This is a genomic window from Ignavibacteriota bacterium (assembly GCA_016713565.1).
Lineage (GTDB): Bacteria > Bacteroidota > Ignavibacteria > Ignavibacteriales > Melioribacteraceae.
The window spans coordinates 786,711-806,256 of the sequence record JADJOX010000008.1 but is presented as its reverse complement, the minus strand read 5'-3'; the positions used below and the strand labels follow the sequence as shown (position 1 = coordinate 806,256).

The 19,546-nt window shown below is 29.8% G+C and carries 14 protein-coding genes and 1 pseudogene; 6 read left to right on the top strand and 9 right to left on the bottom strand.

What is annotated here, in order from left to right; all coding sequences use genetic code 11:
* Positions 1 to 6 precede the first annotated feature (6 nt).
* From dusB to IPK06_18140, 6 genes and pseudogenes are all read right to left on the bottom strand, one after another.
* Positions 7 to 996, bottom strand: coding sequence for a tRNA dihydrouridine synthase DusB (dusB, locus tag IPK06_18165; protein ID MBK7981894.1), 990 nt, complete (start codon positions 994 to 996; stop codon positions 7 to 9).
* Positions 989 to 2,179, bottom strand: a pseudogene (locus IPK06_18160) (MFS transporter). Before IPK06_18160 ends, dusB begins: the two are co-directional and overlap by 8 nt.
* 2 nt (positions 2,180 to 2,181) lie before the next feature.
* On the bottom strand, positions 2,182 to 3,345 hold the full coding sequence (locus tag IPK06_18155; GenBank protein MBK7981893.1) for a CapA family protein: 1,164 nt from the start codon (positions 3,343 to 3,345) through the stop codon (positions 2,182 to 2,184).
* A 72-nt stretch (positions 3,346 to 3,417) separates the two neighbouring features.
* Complete coding sequence (locus tag IPK06_18150) at positions 3,418 to 3,603, bottom strand: histone H1 (GenBank protein MBK7981892.1); 186 nt, start codon at positions 3,601 to 3,603, stop codon at positions 3,418 to 3,420.
* Between the two features lie 29 nt (positions 3,604 to 3,632).
* A complete protein-coding gene (locus IPK06_18145; protein ID MBK7981891.1) occupies positions 3,633 to 5,627 on the bottom strand; it encodes a 4Fe-4S dicluster domain-containing protein in 1,995 nt (664 codons plus the stop codon).
* Positions 5,628 to 5,629: 2 nt separating this feature from the next.
* Complete coding sequence (locus IPK06_18140) at positions 5,630 to 6,469, bottom strand: alpha/beta hydrolase (GenBank protein MBK7981890.1); 840 nt, start codon at positions 6,467 to 6,469, stop codon at positions 5,630 to 5,632.
* A 302-nt stretch (positions 6,470 to 6,771) separates the two neighbouring features.
* Between IPK06_18140 and IPK06_18135 the strand changes: the two genes are divergently transcribed.
* The 6 genes from IPK06_18135 to IPK06_18110 all read left to right on the top strand — a co-directional run bounded on the left by IPK06_18135 (position 6,772) and on the right by IPK06_18110 (position 15,821).
* Positions 6,772 to 9,243, top strand: coding sequence for a hypothetical protein (locus IPK06_18135; GenBank protein ID MBK7981889.1), 2,472 nt, complete (start codon positions 6,772 to 6,774; stop codon positions 9,241 to 9,243).
* Positions 9,221 to 9,901 (top strand): response regulator transcription factor, encoded by a 681-nt coding sequence (locus tag IPK06_18130; protein ID MBK7981888.1) that lies wholly within the window; start codon positions 9,221 to 9,223, stop codon positions 9,899 to 9,901. Before IPK06_18135 ends, IPK06_18130 begins: the two co-directional genes overlap by 23 nt.
* A gap of 98 nt (positions 9,902 to 9,999) precedes the next feature.
* Positions 10,000 to 11,097, top strand: a complete 1,098-nt coding sequence (locus tag IPK06_18125) for a hypothetical protein (protein MBK7981887.1) — start codon at positions 10,000 to 10,002, stop codon at positions 11,095 to 11,097.
* A 15-nt stretch (positions 11,098 to 11,112) separates the two neighbouring features.
* Positions 11,113 to 12,660 (top strand): hypothetical protein, encoded by a 1,548-nt coding sequence (locus IPK06_18120; protein ID MBK7981886.1) that lies wholly within the window; start codon positions 11,113 to 11,115, stop codon positions 12,658 to 12,660.
* A gap of 50 nt (positions 12,661 to 12,710) precedes the next feature.
* The gene (locus IPK06_18115) at positions 12,711 to 13,793 is read left to right on the top strand and encodes a BamA/TamA family outer membrane protein (GenBank protein MBK7981885.1); all 1,083 of its coding nucleotides are present in this window, start codon (positions 12,711 to 12,713) and stop codon (positions 13,791 to 13,793) included.
* Positions 13,794 to 13,940: 147 nt separating this feature from the next.
* A complete protein-coding gene (locus tag IPK06_18110; GenBank protein ID MBK7981884.1) occupies positions 13,941 to 15,821 on the top strand; it encodes a 5'-nucleotidase C-terminal domain-containing protein in 1,881 nt (626 codons plus the stop codon).
* Between the two features lie 65 nt (positions 15,822 to 15,886).
* On the opposite strand, the gene IPK06_18105 is transcribed toward IPK06_18110, so the two are convergent.
* The 3 genes from IPK06_18105 to IPK06_18095 all read right to left on the bottom strand — a co-directional run bounded on the left by IPK06_18105 (position 15,887) and on the right by IPK06_18095 (position 19,232).
* Positions 15,887 to 16,246, bottom strand: a complete 360-nt coding sequence (locus IPK06_18105) for a response regulator transcription factor (GenBank protein ID MBK7981883.1) — start codon at positions 16,244 to 16,246, stop codon at positions 15,887 to 15,889.
* 144 nt (positions 16,247 to 16,390) lie between these two features.
* Complete coding sequence (locus IPK06_18100) at positions 16,391 to 16,762, bottom strand: response regulator transcription factor (protein MBK7981882.1); 372 nt, start codon at positions 16,760 to 16,762, stop codon at positions 16,391 to 16,393.
* Positions 16,763 to 16,802: 40 nt separating this feature from the next.
* The gene (locus IPK06_18095; protein MBK7981881.1) at positions 16,803 to 19,232 is read right to left on the bottom strand and encodes a PAS domain S-box protein; all 2,430 of its coding nucleotides are present in this window, start codon (positions 19,230 to 19,232) and stop codon (positions 16,803 to 16,805) included.
* Positions 19,233 to 19,546: the final 314 nt, after the last annotated feature.

The window sequence follows — 19,546 nt, the reverse complement described above, 5'->3', positions numbered from 1 at the left end:
AAAAAATTATTCTTCAAATTCCTGATGCTTTAATAACTCCTCTTTATAACTGAATAAAAGATCTTCAATAGGCTGATATTCTTCCAAGAGCATAATTTTTTGCTTTATCTTTGAGGCTCCATACAAACCTCTTAAATAACCCGAATAATATTTTCTAAAAGGAATTATAGCTCTTTTACCTTCTTTAAATTCAAGTTCATATTTTAAATGACGCAGTGCGGTTGAAATTCTTTCCTCTACATCTACGAAATGTGAAACAAAACCTTTTTCGAAAATTTCTTTTATTTCTCTAAATATCCAAGGATGATAAATTGCGCCGCGAGCAACCATAAAACCATCCGCGTTAGTTATTTCTTTTGCTTTCAGCGCGTCTTGCGCGGATAATATTCCGCCGTTAACAACAACCGGAATGCTAACCGCTTCTTTAATTTTTGGAATCCAATGCCAAGCCGGTTCGCCGTCATGTCCCTGAACTCTTGTTCTGCAATGAATAGTAAGAGCTTTTACTCCAACGTCTTCAAGCCGTTTTGCAACTTCAATAATTTCAATAGAATTTTCATCCCATCCCAATCTTGTTTTTACGGTTACTGGAATTTTAACTGACTCAACAATTTCTTTTGCCATTTTCTGCATATATGGCGGATCTTTTAACAATCCCGCGCCGGCTCCTCTATTCGCGACTTTTTTTACCCAGCATCCAGCGTTTATGTCAATAATCTCCGGATTTTCTTGCTCGGCAATTTTTGCGGCTTCACGCATCGCATTAATTTCACCGCCGTATATTTGAATTCCGACCGGTCTTTCATCATTAGTGATCTTCAATTTATCATGAGTTTTTTTATTATCTCTTATCAATCCATCAGAGTTCACGAATTCCGTATAGACAATATCGGCACCGAGTTCCTTGCATAATTTTCTAAATGCAATACTTGTTACGTCTTCCATTGGCGCAAGAAGTATTGGATTTTGAAATTCTATTTTCCCGACTTTAAACATTAGAAACTTCGTTATATTTTTTATTCTGCAAAAAATGAATTGAAATAAAAAGTGTTATCAATGTAAACACGCAGCCCGTTAAAAAGGGAAATTCAAATCCTAAATAATCAAAAGCAAATCCGCCCCATATTGGTCCAAGCACTCTTGCCAAAGCTGCAATTGATTGGTTCAATCCTAAAATACTTCCTTGATTTTCATGACTTATTTCTTTAGAAATCAATCCCAAAATCAGCGGCTGCAAACTGCCCGTACCCATAGAAGATATTGCGGAAATAATAGCAACACCAAGGAAAGTTTGACCATACGGCATTCCGCCAATACCAATAATCATAAAAACCATACTTATCAATAATAACTTTTCATCTTTGAAATAATTTAGTGCCGTTCTTAAAACCCCGCCTTGAATAAAAGCGCTTGCTAAACCCATAATTGTATATAAAATTCCAATCTGTCTATCACTTAAATTATAAACTTTATATCCTAAAAGCGCAAATGTTCCATAGATATTTGCCATTGAAAAAACAATTATGAAGTAAACAAACACAAAAAAAGTTAAACGCTTTTGCTGCAATAAATCTTTAAATGTAGATGTGGAAAACAAACTTTGTCTTTTTTTGATTTCTAGCTTTTTATCTAATGATTCATTCAAAAAGAAAAGCGCGAATGTGAATGCGGAGAATGAAAATCCCGCGGCTACATAACCTACAAATTCGTATCCGTAACCTGATAAAATTCCGCCTAGCATCGGACCAAATACAAAACCTAAAGCAAACGCGGTTCCAATTATTCCCATTCCTTTTGTTCTGTCTTTTGCTTCGGTAATATCTGCGATATAAGCTTGAGCCGCGGATATATTGCTTCCGCCAAGTCCGGCTATAATTCTTGATATTAACAAAAGAAAAAATGAATGAGCAAAGCTGAAAATCAAATAAGAAATACCTGTTAAAAGTAAAGAAGCTAAAATTATCGGTCGTCTTCCAATTTTATCTGAATAATTTCAAACAATGGGATTAAAAATAAATTGCATAAAAGAAAATGCGGCGACTAAAATTCCTATTTGAAAATCTGAAATAAACAGTACCTTGCTCGCAAATGTTGGCAGAATCGGGATTAATAATCCAAATCCTAAAAGATCAATAAAAACTGTTATAAAAATAATTGTTAGTGAAGTTTTTTTGTTCATAATTAAAATTTCATTGTATCGATTTTTGCAGAATTATTTGCTGATGTAAAGATTTTTATGTTATCATAATATGATCTTTTCATACTATCAATATCTGCGGTTTTTAAAAAATTATATTTCAATGTGTCATTAAAATTTTGTGACGGTAAAATTCTGTATTCTTTTTTACCGTTTATTTTTCCCTTAAAAATCCAAATTGGCAAAAAGCTAATATCGGAAACATAAACTGAATCGGTGAAAATATTTTTTGTTACATCGAAATTGAAAATTATACTGCCGTCTGAAAAACGCCATCTTTGATTAGAAATAAAATTACCAAGTGAAAATGTAACAATTCCAGTGTCAATATTTGCATTAACGCTTTTAAATTTTTCGAATTGCTGCAGAACATGCGGATGACTTGCCAAAATAATATCTGCACCGTAGCTTATCACTTTATTTACAATCTGTTTTTGATATTTACTTACTTTCTTATCATATTCATTTCCAAAATGGAAATAAATTATTATCACATCAGCATTTTTCTTTTTTAATTCTTGTATTTCATTTTTGATTTTGAGCGTATCAATAAAACTAATATTCTTTTGAGGATTTTTATTTTTATTCTGCGGATTTGTTCCGTAAGTATATGCCAAAAGACTAAAACGTAATCCTTTTCTCACAAAAAGATTGTAAATTTCCGAAGTGTCAACGGATGATTTGGTCCCGATTGGGATGATGTTTACATTTTTCAATTCTGCAAGAGTTCTTTCAATTCCTTCCAATCCATGATCATTTGCGTGATTATTTGCGGTAAACAAAAAATCAAATCCCGCGTCTTTCAATGCTTCTGCAAATTGGTTTGGCGTATTAAAATACGGATAACCTGAATAATTTTTTGTTTTACCCGCAAGAACGGTTTCTAAATTTCCAAGTAAGATATCTTTTTCAACAAGATAATCTTTTATAAATTCAAACATTGGTTTGAAATCAAAACTGTCTTTATCCACTTTTGCCGAATTATATTGAGTCGAGTGACACATAATATCACCAACGCAAGAAAACGAAACAGTTACCGTTGAATCAATTTTTTCTTCAGTTATCAAATTCTGATGTTCTTTGAAGCTTGGATTAAAAGCCCAATATACTAAACTGAGAATAAAAGTAGATAATAAGATAATTTTCATTTTCATATACAAAAAATAAGGCTGCTTAAGTTAATAAACAGCCTTAAAATAATTTTAAAAAAGAAAAAATAATTAAGCTTTCTTTTCTAATTTTTTTTCTTGAACTTCATTTCTCATATCTTGAGACATTTTTTTTAATTCGCTAAGAGCTTTACGAACTCTTGTTCCAGCCGCTGATTGTCCTTTTACGTAGAATTTTTCAACGTCTGCTTGCATGTTTTTTACAAATTCGACTATTTGTGTGTACTTATCGCTCATTTTTTCTCCTTTTTGTTGGTTATTAATTATTAAATTGAATTTTCTAATATTATTTCAGCAATATCTTTCACCGACACATCCTCTTGTTTTTCAAATGATTTAACTCCATCAGTCAGCATTGTCATACAAAACGGACAAGCAGAAGCAATTGTATCTGCATTAGTCGATAATGCCTCTTCCGTTCTGTTAATATTTATTTTTGTTCCTTCTGTTTCTTCCAAAAACATTCTTCCGCCGCCCGCTCCGCAGCAAAATCCTTTATCTTTATTCCTATCCATCTCAAGTAAATCTAATCCAACAACGGAATTTAAGGAATTTCTGGGAGAATTGTAAATTTGATTATATCTTCCCAAATAACATGAATCATGATAAGTTACTTTAGATTTCTGCGAATTTTCCTTTAATTTTATCATTCCATCGTCAATTAACTTCTCCAAAACCTCGGAATGATGGTATACTTCAAAGTTTCCTCCAAACTGCGGATATTCAATTTTAAGAGAATTATAACAATGCGGACATCCTGTAACAATTTTTTTAACTTTATATGAATTAAGAGTTTCTACATTTTCCTGCATCATCATCTGTGCTAAATATTCGTTACCCAATCTTCTGGCGGTATCCCCGTTACATTTTTCTTCAGTGCCTAATATTCTAAAATTCACTCCGGCTTTATTAAATAATTCGGCAATTGCCTTTGATACTTTCTGATATCTTGAATCATAACTTCCGGCACATCCAACCCAGAACAAATATTCGCAATTCGGATCTTCAGCCATTGTTTTTACATTTAAACCTTCTGCCCAATTTGCTCTATCTTGATGATTAAATGCCCAAGGTGTAAAATTAGTTTCCAAATTTTTAAATACCGGATTCAGTTCATTTGGAAATTCGGATTCCATTAAAACTAAATTTCTTCTCATATCAACAATTGTATCGAGATGCTCAATTGTTACGGGACATTCCTGCATACAAGCGCCGCAAGTTGTGCATGCCCAAAGTTCTTCGGGAGTTATATAATTATGGATTAATGTTTTTTCCAATAATTCCGTATTTTCGGATTTTTCCAAAATCAAAGGAGCTTTTTCAACAGTACGTTTTCTTACGTTAATAATTATTTCTCTCGGCGAAAGAAGTTTACCGGTTTTATTTGCCGGACAAGCATCAGAACATCTTCCGCATTCCGTGCAAGTATATCCGTCAAACATTTGTTTCCACGTAAGATGGTCAACATCTGCCGCTCCATATTGCTCAATGGTTTCATCTTCTAAATTTATCTTTTTTAACTCAAATTTTTTGTTACCCAGTTTTTCAAAATAAACATTAGGAATTGAAGCAAAAACGTGAAGATGTTTTGAATAAGGTAAAAAATTCATAAATCCGAAAATTGTTAAAATATGAATCCACCAAAATATTTCATACCAGATTGAAGCATTTTCTCCTGTTGAATAAAATACATGTGCCAAAGTAAAACTAATAGGACGAACTTCCCAATTTGCGAGAGTAAAATTATTTTTTGCGATATGCGATATATTTTGACCGAACATTGAAATTACAACAACAAGAATTAAAGAAAGTACAATTGTAGCGTCAATTAAACTTTCCTTTCCATGCTCTAATCTTTTTACTTTTTGAATATATCTTCTATACAATGCAAACAAAACTGCAGCGAAAACCAAAATTCCAAAAATATCTTGCGTTAAAGTTATTAAAGAAAAAATTGGACCTAAAAAAATGAGTGAAAAATTTGAATAAAATCCTTGGATTATTGATTCTAAAACCGCGGTTAAGAAAAGTAAAAATCCCCAGAAAATTAAGGCGTGAACAGTTCCTCCAACTGGATCGCGAAGTATTTTTGATTGTCCGATACCAACAGTGAGAACGTTTTTAATTCTTTCGCCAATATTGTCAAATCTATTTTCCCTTTTGCCAATACTTAGATATGAAATCAATCTTTTTAAATTAAAGTACAAAAAAGCAAACGCAGAAATAAAAACTAAAATAAATACGATATTTTTAATTCCCATAATTAATTTCCGTAAAATGATGAATTGAAGAATTCCAATGTTTTATTTATAACTAAATCGAATGCTTTTGTACTTCCATCAAAAGGATGTTTAACGTCAAAAGTATGTCCCGTTCCCTTAATTTTTTCAAATTTCGTAAAATCTTTATCCGCGTAATTAAAAAGTATTTCCGCTTCTTCAACAGGAACAGCTAAATCCTGATCGCCGTGAATTATTAAGTAAGGTTTATGAAATTTATTTAATGCTTTTTCCAAATCAAGTAAATCAGCGTTATTTTCGATATCATTTAATAACGCTAAATTTAACCTCATTTTTTGCTTTGTGCGAGTATTTAGAATCTCAATAAATCCCCTTTTTTTCCAATCTGACTTTTGTCTTTCTTTATATCTGTCAAAATTTGAAATTGTTGCCCAAGTAGCCAAAGCGCCAACATTTTCATTATTCGAGCTTTCAATAATAGAAATGGCTCCGCCTCTGCTGTGACCGATTACTCCAAGTTTACCAAAAGGATTCGTTTTACCAAAAAATCCATTTTTATAAATTGAGATAATTTGACCTAATTCACTAATTTCACGAGAATATGTATTGTTCGCAAATTTATCCAACTCTGTAAATTCGGTTGGATTTTCACCAATACCATTATGAGAAAAATTAAACGTGATTACAAAATATTTATTCTTTGCAAAATAATCCGCAATGTACGGACCAAAACCCCAATCTTTAAATCCTTTAAAACCGTGAACTAAAATAACGCAATTACCTTTTTCCAAATTTTCATTGCCAAAAGTTGTTATTGAGATTTTAAATCCATCAGTCGTTTGGTAAGAATAGTTCTGACTCATAGATTGAAATATGCTTATTATAAGCTGAAAAGTCAAGATTTGATTAAAAAACAAATATTTTTCTTAAATAATTAGGAAATGATTTAACATGTAAAATTAAATTTTACAAAAAGTGAAAAGATTACATATCGCATTTATACTTTTAATATAAAAATATTTTCATTCCAAAATATATTATATGATTTAAATTGTTTATTTTATTAATATAAAGTAGCTGAATTATTTTTTTTAATCATCATAGAAATTAAACTGAAAATTAATTAACAATTTTTAATTTGTTGAAATTAACCTATAAGGTTAAAATGAAAGGCAATATTAAAAATGTAAATATTTTTCTTTTATTCGATTTCCTGATTTTCATCTTGTTTTTACTTGGCTTATATAACTTTTCAGTTAAAGCCGATCTCCCGTTCTCAATAACTTCATTAGATGACAAATTAATAATTACAAGATCCAGCTCAATTAATTATGATTCATTTGTCGGCGGTATTATTAAATCTATTGATGGTTTCGAGTTTGAGAACCGCGAAGAAATTGAAATTTACTTAGACAGCAAATCTCTTGATGAATTGGTGATTGTTCAGCTTCAAAAAGATCATTCAAATCAAAATTTAACAATTCCATTAAAACCTTTTTACTCAATGCTGTATGATATTATTGCGGTAATTATTGGATTAACATTTTTTATCACTGGATTTATTGTTCTTATAAAAAGTAAAAGTAATGAAGTTGGAATTATTTTTCATTGGTGCATGGTAACAACAGCTTCAATTATATTTATGACGTGGGGAAATTTTACTGATCTTGGCAGTACAATTGGAATAATTACAAGATCAGGTTTTCATTTGGGTTATGCGTTAGTTCCAACTTTTTTTCTTCATTTCGCGTTTATATTTCCAACAGAAATAAAAATCAATTTTAGAAAGTATCTATCATTTTTATATTTAACTTCCGTTCTTTTTGCAGTCAGTTTAAGTTATGTTTTTATTAAATATACTTATTCAGTAACATTAGAAAACATAAACCTATATATAGATGCTTTTAATATTTGCAGCATATATGTAATTGTTCTTGTATTAACTTCAATTTTCGTTCAGTTTAGAATTTACTTTTCTACAAACAATATTGAAACCAGAAAAAAACTGCGATGGATCTTATTAGGATATATTTTAGGTCCGATGAGTTATTTATTCCTTTGGGTTATTCCTCAGCGATTAACAACAAACGGCTTAATTCCTGAAGAAATTGTTTTGCTGCTGGTGGCGGCGGTACCAATTACTTTTGGAATCGCGATTATTAAACATCAACTTATGGATGTAGAAATTATAATTAGACGAACGATTGTATATCCAATTGCACTTTCTATTCTTTTAATAATTTATTTCGGATTTTTCACAATACTGGTAAATTCAATTCATATTCCCAATCCGGAAGTTTCATCTATAATTGCCGCAATTTTTATCGCTTTGGTTTTTCATCCAATTAAAGAATTTGTAAAGAGATTTGTTAATAAAAAAATATTCAAAGTTGAATATGATTACCGCGAAACCGTAAGATCTTTTCTTGAAGAAATTAAAGAATTAACTGTAGAACAAATATTACTTGAAAAAGTGATTTCATTTATTGAAAAAGTTATTCCGGTAAATAATTTAGGCTACTTTAATTCAGATCAAAATAAGAATCTTAAATTAATCGCAAATAAAAATTTACGGGAATTTGAAAATAAGATCATTGAATTTAATCTTGATGAAATAAAAAACAATGACTTTAATCCATACTTTTCAAAAAACTCCGTTGCAAACGAATTACGGAAAAATTCAAAATCTTTTACAGAATTTAGTCAATTAAAATTTGAGATAATATATCCAATTAAATCTTCCATGAATAATTTTTATGGACTTTTGGTTTTAGGTGGGAAAAAAAGCAGTGCAAAATTTTCGGTCGAAGATATAGATTTATTGAATACAATTGCTACAGAATTAGGCAACGGAATTGAAAGAATAAAATTGCACGAACAATTGTTTTTTGAAAAAGTTGAAAAGCAAAAATTAGCCGAATTGAATGAACAAAAATCTTTCTTTGTTTCAAGCGTTTCACATGATCTTAAAACTCCTCTTACTTCAATTAAAATGTTTGCTGAATTAATTAAGAACAAAGAAAATATTTCCGATCAAAAAATCAATCAGTATTTGGAAATAATTGAAGGAGAAAGCAACAGATTAACAAGATTGATAGATAATGTGTTAAATTTTTCAAAAATTGAACGAGGCGTAAAAGATTATAATTTTGAAAATATTGACCTTAACTCAATAATGAAAGATGTTATTTTAACTACGGAATATCTTTTCAAAATCCAAAAATTTGACTCTGCTATAAATTTAGGAATTGAAGAACTAATTATTTATGCCGATAAAGATGCCGTAACTGAAGCAGTAATTAACATTATTTCTAACGGAATAAAATTCTCCAAAGATAACAGATTTATAAAGATGTCAACATATAAAGAAGATAAATTTGCCGTAGCTGAAATTGAAGATCAAGGTATTGGCATAGATGAATATGAAATTGAAAACTTATTTACACCGTATTTTCAATCAAAACAACTTTCAAATGAACATCTTACTGGAGCCGGTTTAGGATTAGCAATTGTAAAACACATAATAGATGCGCATAACGGAAAAATTATTGTAAAAAGTAAAATTGGGAATGGAGCAAAATTCAAATTGTATTTCCCGTTAATGGGGGTTACTAATGAAACGAATATTGATAATTGAAGATGATCCGGCAATAATAATTGGATTGAAAGATTCTTTAGAAAATGAACATTTTGAAGTTACGACTGAAAACGATGGATATTTGGGATTTAAAAAAGCGAGAAAAGAAAATTTTGATCTAATAATTCTGGATTTAATGCTTCCTGCAAAAAACGGAATCGAAATTTGTAAGGATTTGCGCAAAGAAGATAACGACACTCCAATTCTAATGCTCACAAGCAAAAAAGAAGAAATGGATAAAATACTCGGACTTGAAATCGGCGCCGACGATTATATGACAAAACCTTTCAGCGTTAAAGAACTTATCGCAAGAGTTAAAGCGCTCTTAAGAAGAAATCATTTGAATAAAAAAAACATTGATATAATTACTTTTGGAAATGTTCAAATAGATTTTGTTAAACTTGAAGCCAAGAATAATTCAATTCCCATTGACCTCTCTTCAACGGAATTTAAGATTTTAAAATACCTAATTGAAAGAGAAGGACAAGTAATATCCCGCGATCAATTGTTAGACGATGTATGGGGCTATGATAATTTCCCTACGACAAGAACAGTGGATAATTATATTTTATCATTGCGCAAAAAAATTGAAAGTAATCCTTCAAATCCCCAGCATCTTATTACATTTCACAAAGTCGGGTATAAATTTATTTGTTAGATGTAAATTTTACTTTCTTATGACATTTTTATGACAATTCAAATTTTGTCCGAGCTTATTATGCTAATGTAAATTAAATATTTATTAGCGGGTACAATATGAAAATGTCAAAAGTTTTTTTAGCAATCATTCTTTCGGCTTATTTTCAACATGCCTTAATCGGACAAGATTCCACAAAAATAATTATTATCAATGAAAAGATTGGACCGATTGTTGACCTAAATGAAAAAGTGGAATATAATTTATTGCCCAATTTTGGCAATGAATTTGTCAGCGCAAAATTTTATTTAAGTCAAGATTCTCTTTACAAATGTGATATTGTTACAAATAACGGGATAATAGTTAAAGATACAACTATTGTGTTAAGTTTTAATGCTATAAGAAATATTGCGATAAAAATTAAATATACTGATAATGTAAAAAAAGGAATAACTGACTATAATTATACAAATTTAAAATTAAAGTATGCAGATAATACCCTTGTGGAAAAAATCGAAAAAACTATTGATAAAGAAATTGAAAATACGAAATCTACATATGAACAGAATTCTCGAAATTTTTATAGGTTGCCGACAAACAGACTGAATTTGAATTATGAAAAAATAATTGAAAGAAAATTTACTTTAGGTCTATCACTCGGAATGGGCTTCAGTACAAACGATTATTCTGGGATTGATATCCTTTACAAAAAAGTTGAAGAAAAACTTAATTTACCAAGCAGACTAACTGAATTCACAAACGGCGTGAAATTCAATATATCTTCCTTCCTTGTAACACATACAAATATAGTATTTAACATTAATTATTCATTTAATTTTGTTAATGAAACGGCTGATGAATGTGATGTTAGTATAGCAAATTTTTCAATCGGCTATCTTTATCCAATTATTGAAAAAACTAATTTATACACTTCATTGGGATTATCATCATTAGCTTTCCGAACAAGAGTGCATTATAATTTCTCAACTGAAAATGGTTATTTAGAATACATTGATATGAACGGAAACAATAAAGGTTTACGGATTGAAATTGGCGTATTGAGCAGATTAACATCCATTATAAACCTAAACTTAAGTGTAGCATATTATATGTACCCGCAATTAAGACTTACCAATACTCAAGATGTGCAATTGCAAAATAAACCTAATATTTATACTAATAATTTTGAATTCGGTTTGAATTTTTATTTTTATTAATAATGAGGTAATGTTATGAAAACGACTATTATATTTACGTTCTTTTGCCTAATATTTTATAGCTGCACTAATGTTTCGGAAATTTCTACTTATTATGATTTGCAGGAAAACCTAAATAAAAACATTCAAATTGTCGGAACTGATACATCTATTTATTATGTAAATAATTTTACTTTTTCTGATTCAACTATTTCTATAAATGCGGTAAAAGTTAAAAATAATGTGAAATGTAATTTTGAAGGTGAATTAATGTTTCAAAATATTTCTTACATTCAAACATATGAAACAAGCACTTGGTCAACGCTTGCTTATGCCGGTATAAATGTTTTCCTTATTTCAAATGCATTAGGTTCTTTTTCAACTGCGATAAAATTGGAACCTAATTTACACTTTTCTTACGGTGAAGGTTCGTGTCCATACATTTATTCATGGAACGGAAGTGATTTTAAATTAGAAGGCGAAGCATTTGGAATTTCTCTTGGCAAATCTTTAGAAACAGAAACGAATATTATTCTTAGTGGCATTAAACCCGAAGAAAACAAAATAAAAATTAAAATTGCAAATGAAAGACCGGAAACACATTTTATTAATAATATTACAGTTTCCGCTGTTGAAATAAATGAAAACGAAAAATTATTTTCTGACAATCATCAAAATTTACAATCAGCTAAAAATTTGAAATCAATTTTGAATGCGGAAGACTTGAATAAAAGAAACATTTCCGGGCTGATAAAATTTGCGGATAACATTTATTGGAATTCCGATTTGAGCTCGGCAAATCCGAAAAATAATTTTGAAGATATAATTTATCTCTCACTAAATAATTTGCAGAAAACAGATTCAGTCTCACTAATCATAACAGCTATAAATTCTGAAATATCTAATATTTGTTTCGGTTATCTGCAAAAAATATTGGGAGATGAATTTGTTAATTTCACAAAGGCGATTGAAATCGATCCGGAATTAACTTCCACTATGAAAGATATACTTTTAAAAAGCGCTCTTAAGGTTGATATCTGGGACGGCAGTAATTGGAAATACGTTGATTTGATTTATCCTGAAGCAAATTATGTAAAATTTGAAAAACTAATTCGAATTCCCAATTTACCCGACAATTATAATAAAATGAAAATTAGATTAAGATGTTTAAGCGACGTTTGGAAAATAGATGCCATTCAATTTGACGACAGCAGAAAAACAGATCTCAAATTATTTTCTCCAGAATTTATTTCATATAAAACAAATACTCAATTCAAATTCGAGCAGATTTCAAATAAAGATAGTAACTATGCAAAGCTTCTGCCCGGGCAAAATATTGAACTTCAGTTTTCAGAAATTAAACCTGCAAAGGGTAAAAAGATAATGTACAATACAATCGTCGGCGGTTATTTATATGAATGGATAATTGAAGACAATTCAATATCAAGCAGTAACAAATTTTTCAACTTAAATACGCCAAAAATAATTTTAGCTAAACAATTATTAAAAAACATTGAATTTATATTACCGACAGTCTATAAAGATTGGGAAGAACACAAGATAAAATTAGCGCAAAATCGTTAGTATTAATATTATATTTTATTTTACATTTAAAGAACATTTGAGTTTACAAAATGAATTTTTCGAAAATCACGTCAGGAATTTTATTTTGCTGGTCATTGTTTTTGGGTAATAGCATTGGACAAACAATTTCAAATGCGGATAAAAGCGAATGGGAAATTTTCCCAATTATAAATTATGATACTGATGTTGGCTTTGGATTTGGAGCAAAAGGTTATTTATACAATTTTGCGGACTTTAATGAAAGCTTTGATATTACGATTTATAACAGTACAAAAGGTGAAAGATGGTATCAGTTATATTTTTCCTATCCGGATATTCAAAGACGGCAGGGCAGAAAATATAATTTTGCGGTTGATCTTGTCGCCGATTATGATAAATACATAAATTACTTATATTATCCGACAAAGCATGAACTTTCATTTAGCCAAAACTCATCTAAAATTAAGAACGAAAAATATATCCGAGAACCCATTGAAATTAAAGCTATTATTAGCCGCGCATTTACCGAAAAATTAATTGCCGAAGCCGGAATACAGTTGCGCAGTATCACCTGTTATAATTTTGAAAAAGCTGGAATACTACAGTTAAAACATCCAACTTCAGTTGAGCATATTTCATATTTAGCAAGTTTCAGATTCGACAGTAGGGAGAATTTTATTAATCCAAAACAAGGTATTCTTCTGCAATTGAATAATGAATACGCCGAAGTTATCAATAATTTGGGAAATAATTTTTTTAAAACCGAATTCTTATTTCAAACTTATTTCAGTTTTTTTGATCCGGAAATTATTTCCGCAACAAGACTGCGTGTACAAAAAATATTCGGACTTAAAAATGAAGATTATCAAAACCTAATTTTCCTCGGCGGAAACAATTCACTACGCGGTTTGCCGCAAAGCAGATATCTTTCACTATCATCAATTTTAATTAATCAAGAAATTCGCTTCCACATTTGGAAAAGAATCAGCGGAATTGCGGGCATAGATGTTGGGAACAGTCCTTCAACACCACATTGGATCATCAATCCGGTAACTGGTTTGCGATTTAATATGGATAATTTCATTGTTAGATTTGATGTTGGTTTTTCAAAAGACAATATTGGGATATATTTTAATTTCGGTCAATTGTTTTAATTGCTAGTTTCTTGAATTTTCTACCATCCATTTTTTGATAAATCGTCTTAAACTACAATAACATTATTTTACATCTTTATGACAATTTTATGACAACACGCCTCTGTTTCAAAACTAATTTACAGATGTAAAAAAAACGGAGGTTATATGAAAAATTTTCAATGGTTTATCGGAATGGCAATATTTTTTGTTCTTACAAGTTTCTCTTACTCGCAAAAGGATACTTTAACAATTCTGCATGTTAATGATACTCATTCTTGTTTAACAGCTACAGCGCCAAGAGACGAATCTTTAAAAGGTAAAATTGGCGGAATAGCAAGAGCCGCGTCCGTAATTGGTTATAATAAAATGACTGAGCCGAATGTTTTAACACTTCATGCCGGTGACGTATTTATAGGTGACATTTTCTTTAACGTTTTTTACGGAGCCGCTGAATTTCAAATTATGAATTCATTAGGATTTGACGTGATGACACTTGGCAATCATGAATTTGATTTGATGCCTTCAACTTTAGAATCAGCTCTTCAAAATTCTTTCGCGCCTGAAGATGGTTTTCCACTGCTTTCAGCAAATTTTGTCTTAGAGGAAGATACACTGCAAAGTTTGAAAAGTTATGTTAAGCCGTATATAATTAAGGAAATAGGACATTTAAAAGTTGGTATTTTCGGATTAACGACACCTGAAACAAACTTATTATCCTTCCCTGCTCCAGTTGTTTTTGATACTAACATTGTACCAATTGCGGCTGAAATTGTTGAAACTCTTATGACAAATGAATGCGATATAATAATTTGCTTATCACATTTAGGATTTGAATTAGATAAAGTTTTATCTTCATATATTCCATATATTGACATTATTGTTGGCGGACACGATCATTATAAAACTGAACAGCCGTTTATGATTCAACAGGAAACGGGAAAGACAACTTATATTGTTCAAGCTGATGCTTTTTATTCAAATTTAGGAAAGATGAAATTGGAAATTTCAGAAGGAGTAGTTTCATTATTAAATTATGAATTAATTCCGCTTGATGAAAATGTGCCGGAAGATGAAACTGTTTCTTCAATAATCTCAGATTTAACATCTCAGGTTGAAGCAGTTTACGGCAATGTATTCACACAGCAAATTGGCAGCGCGGAAGCAAAATTTGAAGAAATAGCAGAACCAATTAAAAACGGCTATTCGGATACTCCAGTTGGTAATTTAGTAACAGACGCATTTAGAGAAAAAACCGAGACAGATATTGCGATTGAACCTGGAGGATCTACCGCACAACCTTTAAATGAAGGTCCCATTGTAGCGGCAGATATTTTCAGAATGGTTGGATATGGTTTTAATACAGTTAATGGATTGGGATATAGATTGGTCACTTTTAAAATGAGCGGACTTGATATCGTAACCGGTCTTGAATTCGGATTATCTAATATAGAATTGAATGATGAATTTTTAATTCAGGTTTCCGGAATGAGTTACGGTTTTGATTTAAACAAAAACCCTTATGAAAGAATTACTTATGTTTTAGTCGGAAACGACCCAATTGATTTGGCGAAACAATATTCGGTTACAACAAACGAATTTGTCTTAGGATTTCTGCAGATATTTTTAGGAATAAATGTATCTGATATTTTCTTATATGAAGATTTATCAGAATTCCAAGTTTTGACGGATTACGTAATTTCAAAAGGTTCAATTTCTCCAACAAATGGAAATAGAATAACCGATTTAAATGAAAATGCGGATAGAATATTAAAGGACGAATTTGAACTAATTCAAAATTATCCTAATCCGTTCAATCCAGCGACAACAATTGAATACAGCGTACCGGTTTCAAGTAATAATTCTTTAGTACAGTTAAAGGTTTATGATATTTTGGGCAATGAAATAACAACCTTGGTAAATGAATCACAAAAGCCAGGAAATTATAAAGCAGTATTTAACGCGGCAAATCTTGCAAGCGGAATTTATTTTTATAAACTTTCGTGCGGCAATTTTACCGAAATTAAAAAGGCGGTTCTTCTTAAATAAATATATTATAACTGGTGAGTAACAATAACTCACCAGTTTTTTTTCAATTTTTAAAGTAAATATTATCAAACATATTTTTTAATAATTTCAACAAGTTTTGTAATGTCATCGGATTTATCAAAGAATTCTTCAACCCCAAATTTTCTAGCCATTGCTTTATATTCCTTCGCAAGGAAATTAGAATATAAAATAATCAACGGTCGTATATTCTTTAAATTTATATCTTTCAAAAGATCCAAGCCGGTACCGGATTTTAGCATCAAATCCAATATAATTAGGTCAGGTTTTTCACTTTCTATTTTGGTTATTGCGTCTTTGATATCATCACTTTCAAGATAGACTTCGATTTCGGGTATAAATGACTGTAATGTTTTTTTTAATGCTTTCCGAATATTAGGAGAATCGTCTATTATCAATATATTCATTTTGATTTTTTTTTGAATTATAAAATTGTTTTAATTTTTAATAATGAGCTTATTAACACCACTACTTTAACTGCAATAATTTAATTAAGACAAAATACCTTAATAGTTTTTAAACAGATTATAAAATAAAAATTCTTCACTATTTTAACAATTTAATTCAAATATATTTTTTATTGTATCTATTATAATTATTGGATCGGCATCTTTGGTAATATAGCCTTTTGCGCCCAATTTCATTGCATTTGACGCATATTTTTCTTCCAAGTGCATGCTTAAAATTATAACATTCAAATCAGGATTTACAGATTTGACTTCTTTTAGAATTTCCATTCCGTTTTTATTCGGGAATTGAAAATCCAATAATAAAATATCAGCATCAACCGTTTTAATAAGTTCAACTATCTCATCCGGACTATCTGATTCCGCAACTATATTAAAATCTTTTTCCGATTGCAAAAATTTTTTAAGGCTGTCCCTAATTAATTTATTGTCATCGGCAATTATAATTTTTATCATTAACAATCTTGCTTAAATTTTTAATTAATTAGTCTTGAATTTAAATAAAAATTTCAAAATTTAATATTGTACCGGTCTCATTAGAATCTATTTTCAATTCGCTGCCAATCTGAGAAAGTCTTTCTTTAATTCCAATTATACCAAATGAATTGATTTTTTTTAATTCATTACCTTGAAATCCGATTCCGTTATCACTAATTGTAACATTTATTTTATTATCATTCATCAAAATAATTATTTGGGATTTTGATGCTTTAGAATGCTTAGAAATATTTGTCAATGATTCTTGAATTACTCTGTATATAGTATTTTCCTTTTGCGCATCTATTTTAAGTTCTTCAAAATTGTGCTTAAAATCCATGGTTATTTTTGTTGCTTTTCTAAATTCATCTATTAAGTAATTTAATGCTGGAATCAAACCCAAATTGTCAAGGCATTCTGGTCGAAGTGAACGAATTAAATTTTTAACATTGGTTTTAGACAAATCAATTATATTTGTCATCTCTTCCAATTCAAGAAGAATTTTTACGTCGTCGTAAGATTTTTGTTCAATTTTAGATTTAAGGAAACTTATGTTCATTTTTAACGATGTCAAAACTTGTCCTAATTCATCATGGAGATCTCTTGCTAAAGTTTTTCTTTCTTCTTCTGTAATTCTATCTATGTTTGCAAATAAAGCCTTCAACTGATTCCTCGCATTTACAAGCTCAATTTCCGCCTCTTTTTTTGCGGTAATATCTAAATGTGTTCCAGCTAATATTAATGGCTGTCCTTTTTGATCCCTTTCAATTATTTTACCCTTGTCTAAAATCCAAATCCATTTACCATTTTTGTGTTTCAGTCTATGTTCCGATTCATAAAATTTCGTTTTGCCAAGTAAATGATTATCCAATAATATTTTTACAAACGGTAAATCATCCGGATGAATTCGACTTTCCCAATTGTAAAAATTTTCACTTATCTCGGACTTTAGATATCCCAACATTTCAGCCCATCTGTTGTTAAAAACTGTTTCATCTGTTTTTACATTCCATAGCCAAGTTCCCAATTCCGCGCCTTCCAAGGCGACATTTAACCTTTGTTCACTTAATTTTAAATCATTTTCAGTTTGTTTCTGTTTGGTAATTAATTCAGAAAAAATAATTATTCCGCCTATGCTATTATCTGCTTCATACCAAGGTCTTACTTCCCAGCGAAGCCAATCAATTTTACCGTCAAGTCTTTGAAAAGCGTCTTCATTACTTCTTTCAATACTTCCGGCAAGACATCTTCTGTGTATTTGTTTCCAGTTCTCATTAATTTCAGGGAATATATCGTAATGGCATTTACCGATAATATTGCTTTGTTTCAAATTAAAATCAACACAGTATCTTTTACTTGCGGAAATATATCTCATTTCATTATCAAACATTGCTATTGCGGCGGGCGCGTTATCAATAAAAATCTTTAAGATATTTTTTTCCCTCATTAATTTTAAAGCCGCTGTTTTTTGTTCGGTAATGTCCTTTACAAAAGCAAAAACATATAATTTCTCATTATAACTGAAATAACTTAGAGCAACTTCTACAGGCAGAGTTGTTCCATCTTTTTTTGTATGTAAAGTTTCAATTGGGTTAAATTGATTTTTAATCCAGCTATTTTTGTTTTTAATAACATTCTGCATATTCAGATTTTTATCAATATCAAAAGCGTATAACGATAATATTTCATCTTTGGTATAACCTAAATAATTGCACGTATGTCTATTAGCAAAAATAATTTTCCCGTTATCATCAAATCTGGTAACGCCAATATTTACATTTTCAACAGCATGAAGTAAAATATTTAACTGTTCGTTAGAATTTTTCTTTTCGGTAATGTCTAGAAAAGTTCCAATTCCCCAATTAAGTCGTTGAAGACCATTTTCTTCCTTTGGAATAATAATCATTGAAGCTTCAATCCATTTTATAGTTCCATCTCTTAAAATAATTCTATAGTCTTCCAAAAATTTTGTTTCGGGATCTGAGCTTAATATTTCAATTAAAGTTTTATTAACATTTTCAATATCGTTTGGATGAATTAGATTTGTTAATTCTAATATGGAAATAACTTCTTTATCAAAACCAAAGATCTTTTTTGATCTATCATCTAAATAAATATGCCCTTCATCAAAATCGTACTTATACGTTCCCATTTCAGCGGCATCAAATGCCATTTGCATTTGGATTTTCTGCGAATTTAATTCGGAATTCTTTTGTTTTATTGTTCTATAATCTTTCCTGATTAGGAAAAAAATAATTATAGACGTCGAAATAATAAAAAATATGCCTTTTAGTGATTGTATATATTTATATGATTCCATTGTGTTAAATAAATCGTATGCAATTCTGTCGGAATAAATGATCCAAACAAATGAAATAATTAAATAAATGATTGCGGTTTTATAGTGCGGTTTTTTAAATAATACGAGTAAACTTTTAAATAGACTCATAAAAGTACTTAATTTTAGATTCACTCAATTTGAGTGCCGGTTAATTTATCAAATTATAATTATAATTCATAATTAAGTATCGTTATAAAACGAAATTTTTAAAAACCAACTCTTAAAAGTCATACCGATTTTATGCTTAAAAAAATAAAAAATTCTTTTAACCATAATTTCTTTAAAAACATTTTTTGTCAATGACCAAAAGAGAACAGTGATGTTTGCAATAATTATTAAAACAAAGCGAATTCTGCCGATATAAATAGTCGATAATTTTAAAATATTTATTTTAATTTTTTTTTGAAAAATTTTTAAATATT